Genomic DNA, 18,358 nt, shown 5'->3' with positions numbered 1-18,358 from the left:
ACACCTCAAGATCGCCACAGAAGGAACAGGAAGCCTGCTGCCACCCGCCGTTTTCTCCGGGGCAGCAACCTCTCCACGATACGACATCCCGGTACCACCCCCACGGCCGGCCGCCGACCGCCCGTGGGGGTGGCCCATGCCCCCGCCGTCGCACAGGGCGAGGAACCGCATCACGGCGGCGTTCCGGGCGTCGCCGGTCAGTGCTCCACGCTCCGCCGGGCGCGGCCGTTCACGAACGTCGCCGCCAGATGCGCCACCACGGCAGTGATTGCGACGAGCGGCATCTGCTCGTGCGCGTCGGCGCCCAGCAGCAGCACGGTCAGCACCGCGCTGCACAGCGGCAGTCCCGTGATCGCCGTCGACGCGGCACAGATGCCGAGAGCGAGGGCAGGCGTCGCTCCCAGACCCGGGAGCGCGGCGCAGGCGAGGGCGGCCGCGGCACCGAGCAGCAGCGCCGGGAAGATCGGTCCACCGCGCAGGCTCCCGAGGCTGATGCCCCAGGCGAGACCCTTGCAGACGACCAGCGCGAGCAGTGCCGTCACCGGCCACGCTCCGGGCTGTGCCGCGAGCTCACCGAGTGTTTCCTGGCCGGAGAGCGCCGCCTCGGCGGGGGAGCGGCCGGTGATCAGGGTGTACGCGCTGAGACAGACACCCACCGCGACGGCACAGATCCACGTGCGCCGGGCGATGCGACGGCCGCCCGTCCACCGGCCCACGTGCCCGCCGAAGCGGCGGGTGAGCGCCACGGCGCACGCGATGAGCGCGGCGAGCGGGACTCCCCACAGGAAGTCGCCCGCGTCCGGAGGGGCACCGGGCGGCACCGCGGGCAGCGCGAGCCCTCCGGTGGGCAGGCCGGTCCACGTGCCTAGGGCCGTGAAGACGACAGCTCCGGCGGCGCTCGCAGCCAGGCAGGGAAGCAGGAGGACGGCAAGGCGCACACCGGCGAGTCCGGCCGCTTCGACGACGAGTAGGGCGGCCACGAGCGGTCCGCCCAGGATCGTGGAGATCGCGGCGGTGGAACCGACGGTCGCCACGAGGGTTGCGGTCCGGGGGTCGCTCGCGCCCCGGAGGCGGCGCAGGGCGAGAAGGGCGAGCGCGCTGCCCACTGCCATCAGCGGGGCCTCGGGCCCGAGCACCACGCCGAGCGGCAGCGTGGCCAGCGCCGCCACGACGACTCCCGGCAGTTCACGCGGCCCGATGGGCGCCCCACCGAGCCCATGGACCGGCAGATGCCCCCCGCGGCCGGGGAACCGGCTGACGATCGGGGCGAGGATCAGCCCGGCGAGAGCCAGTGCGGGGAGCGGCCACCACCAGGGTGCTTCGTCGTAGCCCAGGGCCTCGGGCAACGATGTCCATACCTCGTGCTGCAACCAGTGCTGCAGGCCGACGAAGAAGAAGCAGGCCACGGCGATGGGGGCACCGAGCAGCACGGACAGGAGCAGCAGGCGCAGGTAGCCGCCGCTGAGCAGGAGCCGGCGCGCGTCGTCGGTGCGGTCCGCCTCCGTCGCGTGCGCGTCGGCGGCGTCCTCGGCGGCCGTCATGCGCCACCGGCCCCGGCACGGCAGCATGCGCCGCCGAGGTCTGCCCCGGACGCCCTGCCTCGCGTATGCCCTCTCCGGCACCCTGCACGAACGACCATGGCACCCATCCAACGCGAGCACCGCGCGAGGGGCCCGCGTGGGCGAGCCGAACGGGTCGCCACGGCCTCAGCGCCCCTGGTCCCCGCCACGGCCTCAGCGCCCCTGGTCCCCGGAGCGCCTGTCCCTGCGATGCAGCATCTGCACACGGAGATGCCGGGTGATCGCGGTGGCGCCGGCGGTGAGGAAGACGAAGCTGTAGAGAACCTGCAGCATCGTCATCACCCGCGCCGTCTGCCCGCTGGGGGTGACGTCTCCGTACCCGATCGTGGCGAGCGTGACCACCGTGAAGTACAGGGCGTCCACCCGGGTGTGCAGCCCGGTGAACTCCTGCTGCTCCCGCGCCAGTACGTAGTAGGCGGCCGAGAACAGCAGCATCGTCAGGCACATGAGAGCGGCGATGAGGCAGGCGGGCCGGGTTCCGCCCCGGCCGGTCATGACGTCCTGGATCTGTACGAGGAGCCCCGCTGCGACCAGCGCGAGACCGCACACCACGACGGTCCAGCTGAGAACCGGCCGATGCGCCCCGAAGAGCTGCAGCGGGAGAAAGAAGTACGCCGTCACCATGACGACTGCCGCGACCACGAGAAGCGTCGGACGTCGCCACCTGGATGCCGGCCCCCGCGAATTGCCCGTCACGTCAGCGAGACCGCCATTCCTTCATCGTCCGGTGTGCGGGCAGGGCCGGTTCGGTGGGGTCGCACCATGCCTTCGCTCCGCCGGAGCCGTCCGGGTGCCACCTCGTCGCGGCCCTTCGGCGTCTTCGTGCACCGCACCCGTCCGCCCGCACGGCGCCGTCCCGGGCAACGCCCGGGACGGCGCCGGCCACCAGGACCACTGTGTGCAGGGCGCCGCGGTCGTGGCCGGGGCTCATGGGGCACCGGTTCGACGCGCCCCTGTTCCGTCGCCGCCGTGTGCGACGAGGACTAGCCGCAGTTGACGCTGCGCGACGACTCCCGGACGGTCGTGCCGAGCTTCTGGATCTGCGGCTTCACCTTGGCCAGGGCGTCCTTGCCGCTGGTGTCGCCCGGAAGGTCCTCGTACGCCTTCTTCAGATCGTCCGCGGCCGACCGCAGGCCGTCCCTCTTGGCCTTGTCGAGGTCCCCCAGCGATGTGGAGACCTCTTCCCAGTCGTCCTGGACGGCCTCGTAGGCTTCCTTCACCTGGTCCTTCGTGGCGGAGGCCGGGTCGAGGGCGGCGAGCTTGGCCTGGTCCGCCTTGAGTTCCGACAGATCGGTGCAGAGTTCCGAGGCGGCCTTCGTTCCCTCTTCCTTCGGACTCGAATCGTTGTCCGAGCAAGAAGCCAGCGAGAGAACCGCCGCGAGAGAAACCGCAGCAGGGGCCAGAACACGCTTCATGGGGATCTTCCTTTTCCCGGTGAGAACTCACTCCCTCGCCAACCTGCCAGACGTCGGCGCGCGCCGCATTCGCCCACCGCTTCCCCACCCGTGCGGACCGTCCCACGTTGCGCGATGCCTGAAAACAAGGGACCGATTCCGCAGGGGCGTTGCGTGCGGGCGCCGGTCAGGCGAGCAATTTGGTCTTCGCCCTGTTGAACTCGTCGTCGGACAGAACTCCGGCCCGGTGCAGGTCGGAGAGCTTGGTCAGATCGTCGGGTCCGCCGGTCCCCGCCCTCGCGTCGGCGGCGGTCCTACGGATGTAGTCCTGAAGCGCCTCCTCCGCCTCCTTCGCCTGCTTGACGTCGCGTCGGCCCATGCCACGGCCGCGCGCGATCACGTAGACGAGCACTCCGAGGAAGGGCAGGACGATGCAGAAGACGAGCCATCCGGCCTTGCCCCAACCGCTCAGGTCGTCATCGCGGAAGATGTCCATGACCACCCGGAACAGCAGGAAGAGCCACATGATCCACAGGAAGAAGTACATCATGGTGAGAAAGAGATCCAGGAGCGGGTAGTTTTCCACGACTTCCTCTTTCCATTTGCAGGGCGAGCGGCGCACCGAAGTATCGCCCGTGTATCTCGGCGGCGCATTCCGGGAGGAACAGCGCCGAAAGGCCGGGCAGCCCCGACGAGTTCGGAAAACGGCCCGTGCGGCATCCGGTATTGCCCCGCATGGCGGAAGATCCGGCCTGTGGTGAAGCTGTCAGTGGAGAAAGGAAGACCGGGCATGGCCTCAGTGGACGTCGTCGCCGTACGCCGGATGACCGACACCCTGTTCATCGAGCGTTCGCTGCGCAGCCCGAGCTCGACGCGGTTCTGGGGGCTGCTCGTGCTGGCCGGGATCATCGCGGGCGCGGGAGTGGTGGGCGACTCCGTCGCGACGGTCATCGGCGCGATGATCGTCGCACCGCTCATGACACCGATCCTGGGAAGCGCGCTGGCCCTGGTTCTCGCCGACCGGTCGCAGGTGGTGCGCTGCGCGGTACTCGTGATCAGCGGGGCGCTCGCCGTGGTGGCACTGGGGATGCTGCTGGGCTGGATCGCCGCCCCGCCGGACAACTTCGCCTCCAACAGCCAGGTCTCCTCGCGGATCAGCCCTCGGCTCATCGACCTCCTCGGAGCTCTGGCCACGGGAACGGTCGGCGCCTTCGCGCTCGTCCGCGCCGACATCTCCGACACGCTCCCCGGTGTCGCGATCGCCATCTCCCTCGTGCCGCCCCTCTCCGTGACCGGACTGCTCCTCACGGTCGGCCGCTATCACGACGCCGGCGAGTCGGCACTGCTGTTCGCGACCAACGTGGCCGCCATCGTGGCCACCGGGACCACCGTCTTCCTGATCTACGGAGTCCGGGGCACGGCGCAGGAGTCGGGCCTGACCGTGGGGCACTTCCACGGGCGCACCCTGGCCGCGGTGGTCGCGGTGGTACTGCTGGTGGCGGTGCCGCTCACCACGGGCACGGTGACCGTCGCCCGCGACCGGGCGCTCGCCGCCGACGCCCGGCCCGTCGCCGAGGAGTGGGCGACCACCGGCAAGTGGCAGATCGCCTCCGTGGAGGCCCGCAACGGCATCGTCGTCATCGGTGTGCTCGGCCTGCCACCCCAACCGGCACCCACTGAGCTGCGCGCCGCCCTGGACCGGAACGGCATGGCGGACGCCGACCTCGAAATCCATCTGGTCGGCGGTCGTACGCACTGGTGCCCGGCGGACACGGGAGGCTGCACCGTGCGGGGAGCGGGACGCAGTTGAGCCAAGGCCGCCGCATCGGCTTCGCCGGACGGCCGGCACCCCTTCCGGCTGTGCGAACCGTTCACCCCGGCCCCCGAACCCGTGGCCGCCCCCGCCCGACCGCCGCCAGTACCTGACCAGCGGACATGCGGTGATCAAGGTGGAAAGGACCACGGCCCCTCTCGCGCAAACGGTCGACTCCACTGTGAACAGTTCGGTCATCCGAACGGGTTCTCCATGCCTGACCGGCGCTACCTCGTGTGCGAGCCGACGTTTCTCCACGAGAGGTTTTCCGATCGGCGTCAAGCAAGGAGCATCAGTCGATGGACACTGCGGAGCATGTCACCACCCTGCTTACCGGAATGTTCCGGCTCCCCCCGGACTCCGTGCTTCCCGACGTGCCGCTGTACCGCCTGAAGATCGACTCCCTCGCACTGGAGGAGTTCCGGCTGGTGCTCGAGGACGAGCTCCGGCTCGATCTGGAAGACGCGCCCCTGTCGTCGCGCAGCACCGTGGGGCAGTTGCTCGCCACCGTGTGCGAGAAGGCAGCGGTGGCATGAGGGCGGCGGCCGGCGCGGTTGCGGTGACGGGGATCGGCATGGTGACCGCCGCGGGCCACACTGCCAAACAGACCTGGGTCGAAGTCACTTCTGCCACCGCTCCCTCCTCGGTGCGCCGACCGGACACGCTGCGGGACCTGCCCTGTGACTTCATGTACACGGTCGAGGGGCTCGACCTCGATGCGCGGCTGGGCCCGACGGCCCGGCTCACCAGCCGCTTCGCCCAGCTTGCGGTGATCGCGGCCAGGGAAGCCGTGGCCGACGCGGGACTCGACCCCAACACCTGGGACAGCGCCCGCGTCGCCGTCGTCGTGGGTACGGCCCACGGCGGCCTCGACTACTACGACGAGCAGCAGGCCGTGCTCACCGCGCGCGGTGCCCGCAGGGTCGCGCCGAAAGTCGCGCCGCTGAGCGTGAACAGCAACGCCGCCAGCAGTGTCTGCCAGGACCTGGGCGCCCGCGGGCCGAGCCTGGCGGTCAGCACGGCCTGCGCCTCGGGCACCGACGCGATCGGCACGGCGCTGGGCTGGCTGCGTGCCGGGCGCTGCGACATCGCCGTCGCCGGTGGGGCGGAGTCCCTGAGCTCGCGCCTGGTGTACGCCAGCACCTGTCAGATGAGGGCCCTGTCCACCCGGGTGGACGACCCGGCCGCTGCCTGCCGCCCGTTCGACGTCGACCGGGACGGCTTCGTCACCGGCGAGGGAGCCGGGCTGCTCGTACTGGAAAACGCGGAACACGCGCGAGCCCGGGGAGCCACGGTCCGGGCCCGGTTGGCCGGGTACGGGTCGTCCAACGACGCCTTCTCCCCGGTCGCTCCCGACGAGAGGGGGGCCGGCGTCGAGGCGGCACTGCGTACCGCACTGGCCGATGCCGGCCTCGCCCCGGGCGACGTCGGCCACGTCAACGCGCACGGCACCTCGACCGTCATCAACGACCTCGTCGAGAGCGCCGCCCTGTACCGCGTCTTCGGCGACCGGCCGCTCGTCACCTCCACCAAGGCCATGACCGGCCACACTCTGGGCGCTGCCGGCGGCATCGAGGCCGCCCTGACCGCCCTCGCCCTGGAGGAGCAGCTGGTCCCCCCGACGGTGAACCTGGAAGTGCAGGACCCGGGCGTCCCCATGGAGGTGGTGGCCGGGACCGCCCGTCCCGCCCGGCTGGAGTGCGCGGCATCGTCATCGCTCGGCTTCGGCGGGCACAACGCCGTACTCGTACTCACCCGGGCCTGACGTGAAGGAACATGACGTGCTCAAGGAAACCGTCCGTACCCTGACCGTGGACGGGCTGGAGTTCGCCTACCGGCGGGTACAGCCGGCCGCGCCTCAGTACGAGCCGCTCGTCGTGCTCGGCGGCGCGTTCCAGAGAATGTACGACTGGCCGCAGTTGGAGGACGCGGTCACCGAGGTCGCGGGCCTGGTCACCGTCGACCTGCCGGGCGCGGGCGACTCCGACTGGCTGCGGCCCGAGCACACCATCGACGTCCTGGACGCGGCGCTGGCCGCGGTCGTCGACGATCTGCGCGTGCCGCGCGTCAATCTCTACGGTTACTCCTACGGCTCGGTCTTCGCCTTCAGGTACGCCCAGCGCCATCCCGAGCGCTGTGCCCGCCTCCTCCTCGGAGGCGTCCCCGCCCGGATCAGTGATGCCCAGCTCGCACGGTTCACCGACGCCCGCAGGCTGCTGGACGCCGGTGACAAGGAGGGCTTCGTCGCCGGTCTCGCCGCGGAGATGTTCTGTCTGGACGAGAGCCGCCACATCCACCGCCGGGACCTCGCGCTGCGCTACTTCCGGCGCTCACTGCTGCGCACCCTCCGCAAGCCGATGTCCGAGGACGTCCTGGACCGTGCCTTCGGTTCGCGCATCGCCTTCACCGGCGGCCTGACAGGCGTACCCACCCTGGTCTTCGCCGGCGAACACGACACCGTCTCCACGCCGGACGAGCAGCGCGCCTTCGCGTCGACGATCGAGGGCAGCCAGTTCGTGACCATTCCCGACTGCGACCACATGCTCCTCATGGAACGCGCCGACGCCGCCACCTCGTTGATCGAGTCCTTCCTCACCGAGACGCCGGCCCGCCCGGGTACCGCCCCGCGTACCGCTTCGTTCCACCTCGTCCCGTCGGAGAGTGCGCCCAGCCTGAACTGACAGCACACGCCCTCCCGCTGCGGACGTTGAGGGCGGCGACGGCGGTGGGGTCAGGCAGCTGCGCGCCGTATGTGCAGATGGCCGTCGAGCGGGTAGGTCGGCGGCGCCGCCGGCAGGGTTGCGTCGAACCGGTAGCCGTTCTTCTCGGCGACGCGGCAGGAGGCCGAGTTGTCGACCTGATGGAGGAGTTCGAGGCACTCCAGGCCTTCTGCGCGGAAGGCTTCGAAGGACCAGGCGGTGAGCGTACTCAGGGCACGTGAGGCGATGCCCCGCCCGCGAGCCCGTGCCGCCGTCCAGTAACCGACTTCGGCGGACGGCTTGCCGGATGCGACTTCCTTGAGCACCACGTTGCCCACCAGCCGCGGCGACGCGTCGGGAGCCGTTTCCAGCACCGCGAAGGCGAACCGGTCGCCCGCCGCCCAGCTCCGCTCCTGAGCGCGCACCCATCGCCGCCCCTCGTCCTCGTTGTCCATACGAGAGATCGCCCAACGCCGCAGCACGGGATCCCGGTACACCTCAACCAGTGCGGCTACGTCCCGCGCGCACCAGGGGCGAAGGAGAAGAGCGGGAGCGGTCGGCGTCGCGGCGGACCGGAGTATGACGGGAGCGTCCATCGACGGATCATATGCAGTACGGCCCCGACCTGAGCACGGCGAATGCGGGGCCGCACCACGACGGTCGGAGCGGGGCCCCGTCAGGGCGTCGGTGCCCCCAGCGGCGGGCCAAGGATCCAGGGCGCGGGAACAGCTCCCGGCGTCCCGTCCGTGCCCTCTCGTCGCCGGTCGGATCCGCACTCCGGCCACCTGATCCGCCACCCCACCACCGACGGCCTCTCGCTCCGGCGCGTCCTGGTGCGGCTTGTCCATGGCAGGGGGCATCCACCGTGCCGCTGCCACGGACATGAGGAGGGTGACGGTGCCCGCCACGACGGCGGTGACTGTCAACGCATCGGTGAAAGCCTCCCGGGCGGCGGCCATCACGACCTCGCGTTCCGGCGGCACCAGGCGTGCGGCGGCCCCCGGCACCGCGAGCATGCTGCGGTCGGCCACCGTCAGCAGGTGGGCGGAGGCACCGCGTTGCGCCAGCGAGGCGCTGCGCTGAACTGCGCGGTGAACACGGCGGTGACGATCGCTCCTTGCACCGCCACGCCCAGCGCGGACCCGATCTGCCGGGTGGCGTCGTTGATCGCCGAGCCCAGCCCGGTCTTCTGTCCGGGCACGGCACCCCTGACCGACTCCGTCGCCGCCGCGCCCACCAGACCCGAGCCGACGACGATGACCAGCTGGAAGAGCGCGCAGCGCCCGTACCCGGAGTCCGCGGTGGTCCCTGCCAGGACGACGAAACTCGACGACACGATCCACAGCCCCCACACGATCGGGGTCTTCTGGCCCCGGCGCGCCGACAGGGGCAGGGACAGCGCGGCGCCGACCGCCAGTCCGGCGGGCAGGGGAAGCGTGCGTACTCCGGCCTCCAGCGGCGCGTATCCGAGGACGCCCTGCAGATAGAGGGTCAGCACGAACAGGGATCCGAACGCGGCGAACGCCACCACCGCAAGCGCCCCGGCCCCCACGCCGACACGGGGCGCGTCAGTACCGGCAGCGGCAGCATCGGTTCCCGGGCGCGCGACTGGCGCAGGAGGAACGCGGCCAGCAGCACGAGGGAGCAGGTAAAGGCGCTCAGCACCCAGCCGCTGGTCCAGCCCCGGTGGGGGCTTTCGATCACGGCCCACACCCGTGCCGTCAGGCCCAGGCTCGACAGGACGGCCCCGGGGACGTCGAACGCCGACGGTCGGGCCGCGCGCGACTCGGGCACAAGAGCCAGTGCGAGGACGACGGCGGTCACGGCGAGCGGCAGGTTGACCCGGAACCCGGCACGCCAGGAGGACTGCTCCACCAGCCACCCGCCGATCACCGGCCCGCACACTCCGCCCAGCCCGCCCACGGCGGCCCACGCGGCGATGGCCCGGCGACGCAGAGCGGGCTCGGGAAAGAGGTCGTGAAGGATTGCCAGCGTCGCCGGCATCAGCAGAGCGGCCCCCACGCCCAGCAGGCAGCGGGCGGCGATCGCCTGCTCCGGTTGGGGAGCCGGAGCACCGCAGACCGAGGCGACGGCGCAGACCGTCATGCCACGGACGAACGAGCGCCGGCGCCCCCAGGAGTCGGTGAACGCACCCACCGCCAGAACCGTGCCTCCCAGCACCAGCGCGTAGGCGTCGACGATCCACTGCACCTGGGCCGACGAAGCGTCCAGGTCCTGCTGCAGCCCCGGCAGGGCCACGTTCAGGACGGTCAGGTCCATCCCCAGCATGAACAGTCCCAGGCACACCACGGCAGCAGCCGCCACCCGGGCGCCCGGCGTCGCCGGCCTCGTCACGCGACCGAGCCTCGTACCAGGGCCGCCCTGGGAGCCACCGCGTCGAGGCCGCGGACCACTTCACCCGCGAGCCCCGCCACTTCCTGCGCCGGATACATGTGCGCGCCGGGGAACAGGCGCGGCTCGGCAGGCACCGCCACCAGATCGTTCCAGGCCCGCAGGTCCGCCAGTGGCGTCGAGGGGTCCTGCGTCCCGCCGAACAGCCCGCCGGAGCCTCGCTCAGTACCGACCGGCGCCCGAGGCCGAACGGGGACGAAAACAGCCCGCAGGCTCCCCCGGGCGCCTCGTCCGGCGTGTGCTGACACCCTTTCGGTTCCCTGGCTCTCCTCCTCGTGTCGCCCGGCCCCGGGTCACCCGCACGGGCCACAGGGAACGGGCACACGCCCCGCCGGGCGCACCGCGGCCACACACCTGTGCGCGTCCTGCCACGACGGCGGCGCGGCGCAGGCCTACGGAAGCGCGACGGGGCATCCGGGGGACGCCCGGCGTGGTTCCTTCAACGCGGGGGAGGGGCGGAGGAAGGTGGTCGGCGATCGACGCCCGGCAAACGTGAAGCACCGCCGTACACACTTACGGCCCTGAAGGAGTGCGTGTGATGCATCTGCTCACCGGCGGGACCGGCTTCCTCGGTTCTCATCTGCTGGTCCGGCTGCTGCGCCGCGGAGAACCGGTCGCCGTCCTGTACCGAGGAGAGCTGGACACGGCGCGCGAGCGCCTGGCGAGCGCGCTGCGGGCGACCGACCTCGGCCCCGAGCTGCCCGCACGGAATCTGGATCTGCTCCGCATGGTCCGGGGCGATGTGGCACAACCCCGACTGGGGATGTCCCCCCAGGCCCACCGGGAGTTGGCCGAAGAAGTCACGCACCTCTGGCACAGCGCCGGCTGCATCGCGATGGCCAGTGCCCCGGAAACCCTGCACGCGGTGAACGTCACGGGCACCGAGCACGTGCTGCAGTTCGCCGCCGCAGCCGCTCACCGGCCCCGCATCCTCCATGTCAGCACCGCCTATGTGGCCGGCGGGCTGCTAAAGGGCACCGCACACGAGCACGACCTCACCGACCGGCACGGCTTCCTCAACTCCTACGAGGAGTCGAAGTTCCTGGGAGAGAAGGCCGTCCACCGCTTCGCCCACGAGCACGGGTTGCCGGTGACGATCGTCCGCCCGAGCGTCCTGGTCACCGACTCCCCCCGCCCCGCGGACGCGCCCGCCCACCCCTTCACCTCGGCCCAGGCCCGGCTGACGCGGCTGGCCCGCCGGGACCCGGCGCGCCTGGTCCCCGGCACGCGCCCCGGTGGCCGCGTCCAGGCACTGCTGCCCGGCCGCACCGACGCCACCCTCAACATCGTGCAGGTCGAGTACGCGGCCGACGTCATCGTGCATCTGGCGGAACAGCCGCCCACCGGCCCGGTTGACACCTTCCACGTCACCCATCCGACGGCGACACCGCTGCGCCGGGTTCTGGACGCGATGGAGGAAATCTGTCCGTGGCTGCAGATGTCCCTCGTTGAGGAGGACCGGCAGGAGACCCCGGGCACGATCGAGCAGATCCTCACGCAGATCGCCATGGGCGCGATGCCGCACGCCCAGCTGCGCCGTGAGTACGCCCGCACCCGGACCGACGCCGCCGTGCACGCGGCCATCGCACCGCCTGCCGTTCTCGACGCGGGCTACCTCCGGGCAAGTCTCGGTCTGCGAGCCGCCGTCCCCGCTGCGGTCTGATCCCCACCCGACCCCCCACCCCACGCTCAGGAGGCACCGCCATGTCCGTCAGCTACCCCGTGATCGTCGAAGTGCTCACCGAATCCCTCGGCGTCGACGCCGACCTGGTGGACCCCGAGGCAACGTTCGAGGACCTCGAACTGGACTCCCTGTCGCTGCTCGAACTCGTCCTCATCCTCGAAGAGCGCACCGGACAACGCCCCGAGAGCCTCTCCGCCTCGTCCACCCTGGCCGAGGTCGCCGCTGTCATCGACCAGCTCAACGCCTCCCAGGAAGCGGCCGACCTCATCCCCACGACGGCGGGCACCACCGCATGATGCGCGATGCCATCGCCGTCACCGGGCTCGGCATGGTGACCCCGGGCGGTATCGGCGCACCGGCCACCTGGAAGTCCCTGCTCGCCGGTATGTCCACCGCGGCCGGCGACCCCCATCTGGAAGGTCTGCGACAGGACTTCTCCTGCCGCGTCCCCGGGTTCGACGCCCAGGAGCTGCTGGGCAAACGACTCGCCTGGCGTCTCGACCGCTCCACGCAGATGGCCTTGGTCGCCGCCCGTGAGGCCATCGCCGACGCCCGCCTCGACCCGGGCGCCTGGACCGCCCCCCGGGTCGCCGTGATCATGGGCGTGGGCACCGGCAGCTTCGAGCACTACGAACGCGAGTTCGACCAGCTCGCTTCCGGGCGACCCGACAAGGTGTCCGCACTCGCCCTGCCCCGCAGCGTGCCGAACATGGTCGCCGGTGAACTCGCCCTCGACCTCGGCGCCCAGGGCCCCAACTTCGTCGTCAGCACCGCCTGCGCCTCCGGCACGACCGCCCTGGGTCTCGCCCGCGACCTGCTGCGCTCCGACAGCTGTGACATCGCCATCGCCGGCGGTGCCGAATCCATGTGCTTCCGCATCCCGGCGGCCTGTTTCGCGCAGATGGGCGCCCTCTCCCGGCGGCGTCACGACCCCGCCCACGCGTCCCGGCCCTTCGACCGCGACCGCGACGGCTTCGTCCTCGGCGAGGGCTCCGCCGTCCTGGTCCTCGAACGTGCCGCGCACGCCCGCGCCCGCCACGCCCCGGCCAGGGCCCTGGTCGCCGGCTACGGGGCGTCCTGCGACGCCCACCACTTCACCGCCCCCGCCCCCGACGGCCGTGGCCTCGCCCAAGCCATCCGCTCCGCACTGGACGACGCCGACATGGGCCCCCAGGACATCGATCACCTCAACGCCCACGGCACCTCCACCCCCCACAACGACGCGGCCGAGGACCGCGCGATCCGCACCGTCTTCCCGCGCCCCGCCCCCGTCACCGCCCTCAAGAGCGTCCTGGGGCACGCCGTCGGCGGAGCCGGAGCCATCGAAGCCGCCGCCACCGTCCTGGCGCTGGAACACCAGATCATCCCGCCCACCGCCAACTACGACACCCCCGACCCCGCCATGGACCTCGACATCGTCCACAAAACCCCGCGCCCCATCCGCATGGGCGCAGCCCTCAGTACCTCCAGCGGGTTCGGCGGTCAGAACGCCGCCCTCGTCCTCACCGGCGCGTAACCGGGGATGTGGGACGCGCGCCCGGGAGTTCCCGTCAGCCACCGGCGGCGATGATGCCGGCCAGGGCGTGTTCGGCGAGTGCGGCGATGGTGAGGGAGGGGTTCGCGCCGCCGACATTGCCCGGCAGCAGCGATCCGTCGACCACGTACAGCCCGCGGTGGCCGCGCACCCGCCCGTGCAGGTCGGTGCAGTGGCCGATGACGCAGCCGCCGACAGGGTGACCGGTGAAGGTGTAGGGGTTGCTGAGCGTGAGGGGCAGCGTGCCCGGGTTGGCGGCGGCGACGCGGCCACTGTGGGACCGCAGCGCGCGGGCAGCCGCGGCCGACTTCTCGGCGGTCCAGTCGGCCAGGTGGACGCGGCCGGAGACGCGGTCGTAGCGGAAGGTCCCGCGGTGGTCGTGATCCACGGTCATCCCGAAGGTGATGACCGCCGGGAGAGCCGAGTAGGTGGGCAGCACCCAGCTTTCCACCAGGAGCGGAAGTCCGAACTCGCGGTGCAGGAACGCCGCCGAGGCGCTCGGTGAGCCCTGGCTGCCGCCGTGGAAGGCGAGGGGCTGACTGCGCAGGTTCAGCTGATCGCCGTTGTCGCCGAACCCGGTGCCGATACCGGCGGGCAGGTCGGGCAGGTCTCCCCGTTCGCGGGCGGCGACCAGCAGCCGGTTGGTGTTGAGGGTGCCGGCCGCCACGAAGAGCATCTCGCAGCTCAGCTCAAGGGTTTCGAGGACCGTTCCGCCGGCGTCGAGGCGGCGGACCCCCACGAGATAGCCGCCACGCCTCCTGCGGCGCAGGGAGATCACTTCGTGCAGGGGGCGCAGCCGGACATGGCCGGTGGCCAGGGCGGCTGGCAGATAGCTGCGGGTGAGGGACTTCTTCGCGCCGTTGCCGCAGCCGAAGTCGGAGTTCCCCACGGTGGCGGAAAGCGGTGCGGCGCCGTCGAGTTCGGCGCGGATGGTGGCCCAGTCGAAGGTCGAGTCCAGGGGGAAGGTACGCAGTCCCGCGCGGTGCAGTTGCCGGTCCCACAGCCTGGAGTGGGTGAACGGCGCGGAGCGGTAGACGTCATCGGGCATGCGGGTCGCGCCGAGCATGGCGCGTACCTTCGGAAACCACTGCCGGCGGAACGCCTCGTAGCGCAGCGCGCCGGGATAGAGGGACTCGAAGTAGCGGCGCGGCGGGGCGAGAGTGACGCCCGTGTAGACCACCGATCCGCCGCCGACCGCGGCGGCGCAGGCGATGTCCAGCCCGGCTTCCTGCGACACCTCCATGACACCGAGGTTCGGCCGTACCGGCAGCGGAAGCATCGCGGGCCACCGGGTGGTGCGGCGCCGCCAGAACATGGTGTCGGTGATGCCGTGCGCCGAGCCGAAGAGATGACGCTCGGGGGCGACGGGCCATTCCCGGCCGCGTTCCAGGACCAGCGTGTCGATTCCCGCCTGCCCCAGACGCAGCGCGGCCACGGAACCGCCGAACCCGGAGCCGATCACGATCGCACGGAAGTGCCCGCGGCGGACGTCACGATCAGAGCGGCCGCCGGACGCGGCGGCCGCTTCGCCGAACGCGGCCAGGGAACCGCCCGCCGCAAAACCGAACAGCCCACGACGCGACACAGACACAGGTCCTCCAAGAGTGACGCGCCACGAGACGCGCGGCGGCTCATGCCGCCGACGACGATGCCGAAGAGGGCACGTTCCACTCCCGGAGCGGGCCCCAGCCGGACGGACAACGACCTCACCGTGCGCACCGACACGGGTAGGCAGCTCAGGTCACCGCCCTGGCGGTGAGGTCACCGGGTAGCGTTCACGCCGCCACGCCGCGCACCGCCGACGTGCAGGGTCCCGGCAACGTCCGGGAGCACTCTCCCCCTGCTCGGTCCTCACGTACCGCGATGTCCCCGATCGTTGCCCGCTCCAGCGAGGTCCCCTCCCCGATCGCGCTCGGCAGGGCCCCGCAGAACTTCCCGCGAGCACGTGATGAGCGTCGCCGATCCCGGTGCGTTCGGGCCGGAGTTCCCGCGGTCGCGCGGCAAGGCTTTGGCCAATGCTTGCCCGAAGGTCACCGGCGGGCGTGCATACTCGGGTGATGTCTCAACCCCGTACGCACATATCCGACAGTTCTTCCGTCCCCGATCCCAGAGGGGGCCAGGTCGCCCGCACGGATCTGGATGCGGTGCCCGTGGTCGCCGTGTCCGGCGAGTTCGACCTCGACTCCTGCCCGCTGATGCTGGAGGCGGTGACAACAGCGGCGGGGGAGAGCCCGGTGGTGGTGCTGGACCTCACAGCGGTGGAATTCGCGGACTCCACCTTCCTCAACGTTCTTCTGCGCGCCCACCAGCTGACGGATCTGCGGCTGGCCGGGGTGTCCGAGCAGGTGGCGCGTCTGCTGGAGATCACCGGGACCGACCAGCTCCTCAAGCTGTTCCTCACCGTGGCCGAGGCGGCAGCCGCGCCCGGCACACCGGTGTGACCCGCTCGTGCCGCCCCGGCGCAGCGGGGTCGACCTTTCCGGGTTGCCCGGGCTGAGGACGGGTACTCGCCGTGGTGCCCGCGCCGCCCCCTCTGCCACTCGGCAGGGGTTTCGCGGCCGGGCGGGCCGCAGCCCGTGGCGCGCGGCAGCAGCAGGACTGCTGTGATGCCCCGGGCACAGGTTCTCGCCGTGCGACACGGCCCCTCAGTACCGGCCGGGGCCAGGAAGAAGCCGGGAACGTCCATGGGAACGGTCACTGCCGTCAGCAGGGTCTTCGACGGTAGCAACAGCAGGGCCGTAGGCGCGGCCCGCGATTTCACCACCGTCTTCCTTCTGCGCGCCATCGTGGCGGGAACCTCGGTGGGCGTCCTTCTCCTCGACCGGGCGCGGCTGGTCGTCTCCGAGCTGGTGACCAACGCCGTGAAGTACGCCCGGGGCCGGATACTGCTCGAACTCCAAGTGCAGGACGAGGTACTGCTGATCACGGTGGCGGACACCACCCCGGCACTCCCGGTGAGCCGGGCCCACGACCCCCGCCGGATCGGCCAACACGGCCTGGAAATCGTCCGGATGCTATGCCGATCGGTGGACGTGACCCTCGAACCCGCGGGCAAGCGCGTCACCGTCCACCTCAACCTCCACTGACCACAATGGTGCGAAGAAGGTGCGCAGTGTCCGTGACGCCCCCCTCAACGGGCTGTGGGCCCGACCGGCGCGCGCCGGTCGGGCCCAACTGCTGTGCATACATCGCCTCGTGCGCGTTCCCTCGGTCAGACGGACACGGGGGTGCCGAGCGGCACGGAGACGCGCTGGAGCGCGCCGAGGACGCGTGTGGGTGCGGCCGCGGGCAGAGTGCGGCAGGTGAAGCCGAGCCGAGCCATGGCCCGGAGGACTTCGCCGGCGCTGAAGTCACGCCGGTCCTGGCGGGTGATGACCTGGCCGACCTGCTTGACGGGGTAGTTGCGGCGGCCGATGATCACGGACTCGCCTGTGCCCCGTTCGGGCTTGATGCCCTTCATCGTTTCCAGCACGCCGCTCTTGGTGAGGTCGAAGGGGAAGCGGGCGATGACGCAGCGCATGTGGCCTCACAGGGAGAAGGGAAGAGCGGTTGGACCCGGGGGGCGGGACGGCTCAGCGGGAGAGGGCGAGGAGGCCCAGTGCGCCACCCTGCCTGTCGACCACCGGCAGGGCACCGAGCCGACGGGAGCGCATCGCGTGCTCGGCGTCGGCCATGGGGGTCACGGGGGAGGTGAAAGCTCCGTGCTCTCCGAGGATGTCGCGCAGGCGGACGCGGTCGCTGTAGGCGGAGCCGTCGCGGACGGCGGTGAGTTCGGGCCGGGTGACCAGGCCGGTGCACTGACCGTCCTGGTCGCAGACGACCAGTCGTCCCGTGCGGGCCGCAGTCATGACGGACAGCGCCACTTCGACACTCATGTCGTCACAGACCTGGGGCCCGGCCGTGTCCATGACCTCGGCCACCCGCCTGGGTGCGGGCTGGGCGTGCGTCGGGCGGGGCTGTGCGTGGACCAGCGTCAAAATGAGCCTCCTACGGAGATGGGCGAGCTTCCTGATCACGGAGGATCCAGGCCGGCGCGTCGACGACGGACGGCCTCCGCAGTGATGACCTGCGTAACGAATGGCACATACGAACGGTGGCGGGAGGAAGCACGCGCATACAGGTACTGAAATGAGTGACCCCGCGGTGGGGAAACGGGGCCTCGATTGTTGCGCAATTCCCAGGGGGAGGCCGTGTCCTGCGGGCGGAACCATGGATCTGCGACTGCGGATTCCTCGGCGCTGCGACGGCGGTGGAACCCGTTACGGGAAATGCATGCAGCTGGGGCCCGCACCCCGAAGGATGCGGGCCCCAGCTACAGAGTGCGCGTCAGCGTCAGGCCGGAACGATGTTCTCGGCCGTCGGGCCCTTCTGGCCCTGAGCGATGTCGAAGTTCACCTTCTGGCCTTCGAGCAGCTCACGGAAGCCCTGGGCGGCAATGTTCGAGTAGTGGGCGAACACGTCGGCGCCGCCACCGTCCTGCTCGATGAAGCCGAAGCCCTTTTCTGCGTTGAACCACTTCACGGTGCCAGTAGCCATTTCATGTCTCCTTTGGGGCAGTACATCGGAATCCGCACTGCACGGACGCCGTGTCGCCGTGATGATTGCCCCGACCGGAAATGACCGGAAATACAAAAGCGCTCCCACCGGCCGGAGCCAGTGAGGGCACTTGAAGTTTGGGAACCACAACTGCAACTGAGACCGACAGTAGCACGCCGCAAAGGGCCGCGCGGGGTGCGTATTTCCACCCTGCTCAGCACGGCAAAAACTCTGACCGGCCCATTCGTTAAACTCTGCTCCCACGGTTGCAGATAATTGAGAACGCGTGCCGTATGAGCGCGGGCCGGGCTCCGGCCGCCACATGGGCCGGGCCCGGCCCCCGCTCCGGGCCCATCAGTAGGCGGCGGGCCAACCGCCGTCCCACTTCAGCAGGTTGAGGCCGAGCTTGGAAGCGCCGCCGTCGCGGCCGTCGTAGTAGTGGTAGACGAGCACGTCCTCGTCGCCGTTGCGGTCGTAATAGGGGCCGGCGGGGCTGGTGGCCCAGGCCAGCCACCACTTGCCGTCGTCGTCACGAAGAGGTCGGGGTCGATGGCGTTGTAGTCGCTGGTGGACGTGGCGACGCCGGGCGCGGCTTCGGGCGGAACCGGTCACGCGTCGCAGGTCTTCTGAGGGCGTGCCCCGCCGGTGGGGGGGGAATGCCGGGTTGCGCCGCGCCCGTGCTCGTGCTGCGTCACGAGCCGGTCGG

The 18,358-nt window shown here is 71.1% G+C and carries 21 protein-coding genes and 1 pseudogene; 9 read left to right on the top strand and 13 right to left on the bottom strand.

Translation table 11 applies throughout. The features are described from left to right. Positions 1-197: 197 nt before the first annotated feature. From HNQ79_RS25195 to HNQ79_RS25180, 4 genes are all read right to left on the bottom strand, one after another. On the bottom strand, positions 198-1,541 hold the full coding sequence (locus tag HNQ79_RS25195; RefSeq protein ID WP_185034847.1) for a chloride channel protein: 1,344 nt from the start codon (positions 1,539-1,541) through the stop codon (positions 198-200). Positions 1,542-1,733: 192 nt separating this feature from the next. Continuing rightward, entirely contained in the window at positions 1,734-2,222 is a 489-nt protein-coding gene (locus tag HNQ79_RS25190; RefSeq protein WP_308437336.1) for a potassium channel family protein, read from the bottom strand. Positions 2,223-2,563: 341 nt separating this feature from the next. Beyond that, the gene (locus HNQ79_RS25185) at positions 2,564-2,995 is read right to left on the bottom strand and encodes a hypothetical protein (RefSeq protein ID WP_185034845.1); all 432 of its coding nucleotides are present in this window, start codon (positions 2,993-2,995) and stop codon (positions 2,564-2,566) included. A gap of 166 nt (positions 2,996-3,161) precedes the next feature. Next, positions 3,162-3,560 (bottom strand): SHOCT domain-containing protein, encoded by a 399-nt coding sequence (locus tag HNQ79_RS25180; protein WP_185034843.1) that lies wholly within the window; start codon positions 3,558-3,560, stop codon positions 3,162-3,164. Positions 3,561-3,764: 204 nt separating this feature from the next. On the opposite strand from HNQ79_RS25180, the gene HNQ79_RS25175 reads away from it, so the two are divergent. The 4 genes from HNQ79_RS25175 to HNQ79_RS25160 all read left to right on the top strand — a co-directional run bounded on the left by HNQ79_RS25175 (position 3,765) and on the right by HNQ79_RS25160 (position 7,468). Further along, positions 3,765-4,784: a DUF389 domain-containing protein gene (locus HNQ79_RS25175; RefSeq protein ID WP_185034842.1), complete on the top strand. Its 1,020-nt coding sequence runs from the start codon at positions 3,765-3,767 to the stop codon at positions 4,782-4,784. A 302-nt stretch (positions 4,785-5,086) separates the two neighbouring features. Next, positions 5,087-5,323: an acyl carrier protein gene (locus HNQ79_RS25170; RefSeq protein ID WP_185034840.1), complete on the top strand. Its 237-nt coding sequence runs from the start codon at positions 5,087-5,089 to the stop codon at positions 5,321-5,323. Then, positions 5,320-6,552 (top strand): beta-ketoacyl-[acyl-carrier-protein] synthase family protein, encoded by a 1,233-nt coding sequence (locus HNQ79_RS25165; RefSeq protein ID WP_185034838.1) that lies wholly within the window; start codon positions 5,320-5,322, stop codon positions 6,550-6,552. The genes HNQ79_RS25170 and HNQ79_RS25165 overlap by 4 nt, the downstream gene beginning before the upstream one ends. A gap of 16 nt (positions 6,553-6,568) precedes the next feature. Beyond that, complete coding sequence (locus HNQ79_RS25160) at positions 6,569-7,468, top strand: alpha/beta fold hydrolase (protein WP_185034836.1); 900 nt, start codon at positions 6,569-6,571, stop codon at positions 7,466-7,468. A gap of 50 nt (positions 7,469-7,518) precedes the next feature. On the opposite strand, the gene HNQ79_RS25155 is transcribed toward HNQ79_RS25160, so the two are convergent. From HNQ79_RS25155 to HNQ79_RS25145, 4 genes are all read right to left on the bottom strand, one after another. Next, positions 7,519-8,082 carry a GNAT family N-acetyltransferase gene (locus tag HNQ79_RS25155; RefSeq protein ID WP_185035020.1) on the bottom strand — a complete coding sequence of 188 codons (564 nt, stop codon included), beginning with the start codon at positions 8,080-8,082 and terminating at the stop codon, positions 7,519-7,521. 437 nt (positions 8,083-8,519) lie between these two features. Continuing rightward, positions 8,520-9,017 carry an MFS transporter gene (locus tag HNQ79_RS33970; RefSeq protein WP_229923470.1) on the bottom strand — a complete coding sequence of 166 codons (498 nt, stop codon included), beginning with the start codon at positions 9,015-9,017 and terminating at the stop codon, positions 8,520-8,522. After that, positions 8,978-9,841, bottom strand: coding sequence for an MFS transporter (locus HNQ79_RS33965; protein ID WP_229923471.1), 864 nt, complete (start codon positions 9,839-9,841; stop codon positions 8,978-8,980). Before HNQ79_RS33965 ends, HNQ79_RS33970 begins: the two co-directional genes overlap by 40 nt. Beyond that, positions 9,838-10,146: a hypothetical protein gene (locus HNQ79_RS25145; protein WP_185034834.1), complete on the bottom strand. Its 309-nt coding sequence runs from the start codon at positions 10,144-10,146 to the stop codon at positions 9,838-9,840. Before HNQ79_RS25145 ends, HNQ79_RS33965 begins: the two co-directional genes overlap by 4 nt. Before the next feature lie 290 nt (positions 10,147-10,436). Between HNQ79_RS25145 and HNQ79_RS25140 the strand changes: the two genes are divergently transcribed. From HNQ79_RS25140 to HNQ79_RS25130, 3 genes are read left to right on the top strand one after another with little or no spacing between them, the layout of a single operon-like run. Further along, positions 10,437-11,561: an SDR family oxidoreductase gene (locus tag HNQ79_RS25140; RefSeq protein WP_185034832.1), complete on the top strand. Its 1,125-nt coding sequence runs from the start codon at positions 10,437-10,439 to the stop codon at positions 11,559-11,561. A gap of 41 nt (positions 11,562-11,602) precedes the next feature. Beyond that, complete coding sequence (locus HNQ79_RS25135; protein ID WP_185034830.1) at positions 11,603-11,878, top strand: phosphopantetheine-binding protein; 276 nt, start codon at positions 11,603-11,605, stop codon at positions 11,876-11,878. Then, positions 11,875-13,098, top strand: coding sequence for a beta-ketoacyl-[acyl-carrier-protein] synthase family protein (locus HNQ79_RS25130; protein ID WP_185034828.1), 1,224 nt, complete (start codon positions 11,875-11,877; stop codon positions 13,096-13,098). The genes HNQ79_RS25135 and HNQ79_RS25130 overlap by 4 nt, the downstream gene beginning before the upstream one ends. 34 nt (positions 13,099-13,132) lie before the next feature. Here the strand turns inward: HNQ79_RS25130 and HNQ79_RS25125 are convergent, their stop codons facing one another. Continuing rightward, positions 13,133-14,701, bottom strand: a complete 1,569-nt coding sequence (locus HNQ79_RS25125) for a GMC oxidoreductase (RefSeq protein WP_229923472.1) — start codon at positions 14,699-14,701, stop codon at positions 13,133-13,135. Between the two features lie 472 nt (positions 14,702-15,173). Between HNQ79_RS25125 and HNQ79_RS25120 the strand changes: the two genes are divergently transcribed. Together HNQ79_RS25120 and HNQ79_RS25115 are read left to right on the top strand one after the other, a co-directional pair. Beyond that, the gene (locus HNQ79_RS25120; RefSeq protein ID WP_185034824.1) at positions 15,174-15,557 is read left to right on the top strand and encodes an STAS domain-containing protein; all 384 of its coding nucleotides are present in this window, start codon (positions 15,174-15,176) and stop codon (positions 15,555-15,557) included. Between the two features lie 243 nt (positions 15,558-15,800). Continuing rightward, entirely contained in the window at positions 15,801-16,202 is a 402-nt protein-coding gene (locus tag HNQ79_RS25115) for an ATP-binding protein (RefSeq protein ID WP_185034823.1), read from the top strand. 125 nt (positions 16,203-16,327) lie between these two features. Here the strand turns inward: HNQ79_RS25115 and HNQ79_RS25110 are convergent, their stop codons facing one another. The 4 genes and pseudogenes from HNQ79_RS25110 to HNQ79_RS25095 all read right to left on the bottom strand — a co-directional run. Then, positions 16,328-16,636 carry an SCO5918 family protein gene (locus tag HNQ79_RS25110; protein ID WP_185034821.1) on the bottom strand — a complete coding sequence of 103 codons (309 nt, stop codon included), beginning with the start codon at positions 16,634-16,636 and terminating at the stop codon, positions 16,328-16,330. 52 nt (positions 16,637-16,688) lie between these two features. Continuing rightward, positions 16,689-17,093: a CBS domain-containing protein gene (locus HNQ79_RS25105; protein WP_185034819.1), complete on the bottom strand. Its 405-nt coding sequence runs from the start codon at positions 17,091-17,093 to the stop codon at positions 16,689-16,691. Between the two features lie 355 nt (positions 17,094-17,448). Continuing rightward, complete coding sequence (locus tag HNQ79_RS25100) at positions 17,449-17,652, bottom strand: cold-shock protein (protein WP_042169227.1); 204 nt, start codon at positions 17,650-17,652, stop codon at positions 17,449-17,451. A 354-nt stretch (positions 17,653-18,006) separates the two neighbouring features. Next, positions 18,007-18,230: pseudogene (locus HNQ79_RS25095) on the bottom strand (hypothetical protein); the annotation flags it as partial. Positions 18,231-18,358: the final 128 nt, after the last annotated feature.

Origin of the sequence: Streptomyces candidus, assembly GCF_014207445.1 — a bacterium.
Taxonomy (GTDB): domain Bacteria; phylum Actinomycetota; class Actinomycetes; order Streptomycetales; family Streptomycetaceae; genus Streptomyces; species Streptomyces candidus.
The sequence above is the reverse complement of the archived record's forward strand: the minus strand, read 5'-3'. Positions and strand labels throughout refer to the sequence as shown.

Excerpts from the sequence above, each read along its gene's own strand:
- HNQ79_RS25185 (WP_185034845.1), bottom strand. The coding sequence starts at position 2,995 with ATGAAGCGTGTTCTGGCCCCTGCTGCGGTTTCTCTCGCGGCGGTTCTC.
- HNQ79_RS25155 (WP_185035020.1), bottom strand. The coding sequence starts at position 8,082 with ATGGACGCTCCCGTCATACTCCGGTCCGCCGCGACGCCGACCGCTCCC.
- HNQ79_RS25195 (WP_185034847.1), bottom strand. The coding sequence starts at position 1,541 with ATGACGGCCGCCGAGGACGCCGCCGACGCGCACGCGACGGAGGCGGAC.
- HNQ79_RS25140 (WP_185034832.1), top strand. The coding sequence starts at position 10,437 with ATGCATCTGCTCACCGGCGGGACCGGCTTCCTCGGTTCTCATCTGCTG.
- HNQ79_RS25175 (WP_185034842.1), top strand. The coding sequence starts at position 3,765 with ATGGCCTCAGTGGACGTCGTCGCCGTACGCCGGATGACCGACACCCTG.
- HNQ79_RS25130 (WP_185034828.1), top strand. The coding sequence starts at position 11,875 with ATGATGCGCGATGCCATCGCCGTCACCGGGCTCGGCATGGTGACCCCG.
- HNQ79_RS25100 (WP_042169227.1), bottom strand. The coding sequence starts at position 17,652 with ATGGCTACTGGCACCGTGAAGTGGTTCAACGCAGAAAAGGGCTTCGGC.
- HNQ79_RS25165 (WP_185034838.1), top strand. The coding sequence starts at position 5,320 with ATGAGGGCGGCGGCCGGCGCGGTTGCGGTGACGGGGATCGGCATGGTG.
- HNQ79_RS25120 (WP_185034824.1), top strand. The coding sequence starts at position 15,174 with ATGTCTCAACCCCGTACGCACATATCCGACAGTTCTTCCGTCCCCGAT.
- HNQ79_RS25115 (WP_185034823.1), top strand. The coding sequence starts at position 15,801 with ATGGGAACGGTCACTGCCGTCAGCAGGGTCTTCGACGGTAGCAACAGC.
- HNQ79_RS25110 (WP_185034821.1), bottom strand. The coding sequence starts at position 16,636 with ATGCGCTGCGTCATCGCCCGCTTCCCCTTCGACCTCACCAAGAGCGGC.
- HNQ79_RS25170 (WP_185034840.1), top strand. The coding sequence starts at position 5,087 with ATGGACACTGCGGAGCATGTCACCACCCTGCTTACCGGAATGTTCCGG.
- HNQ79_RS25135 (WP_185034830.1), top strand. The coding sequence starts at position 11,603 with ATGTCCGTCAGCTACCCCGTGATCGTCGAAGTGCTCACCGAATCCCTC.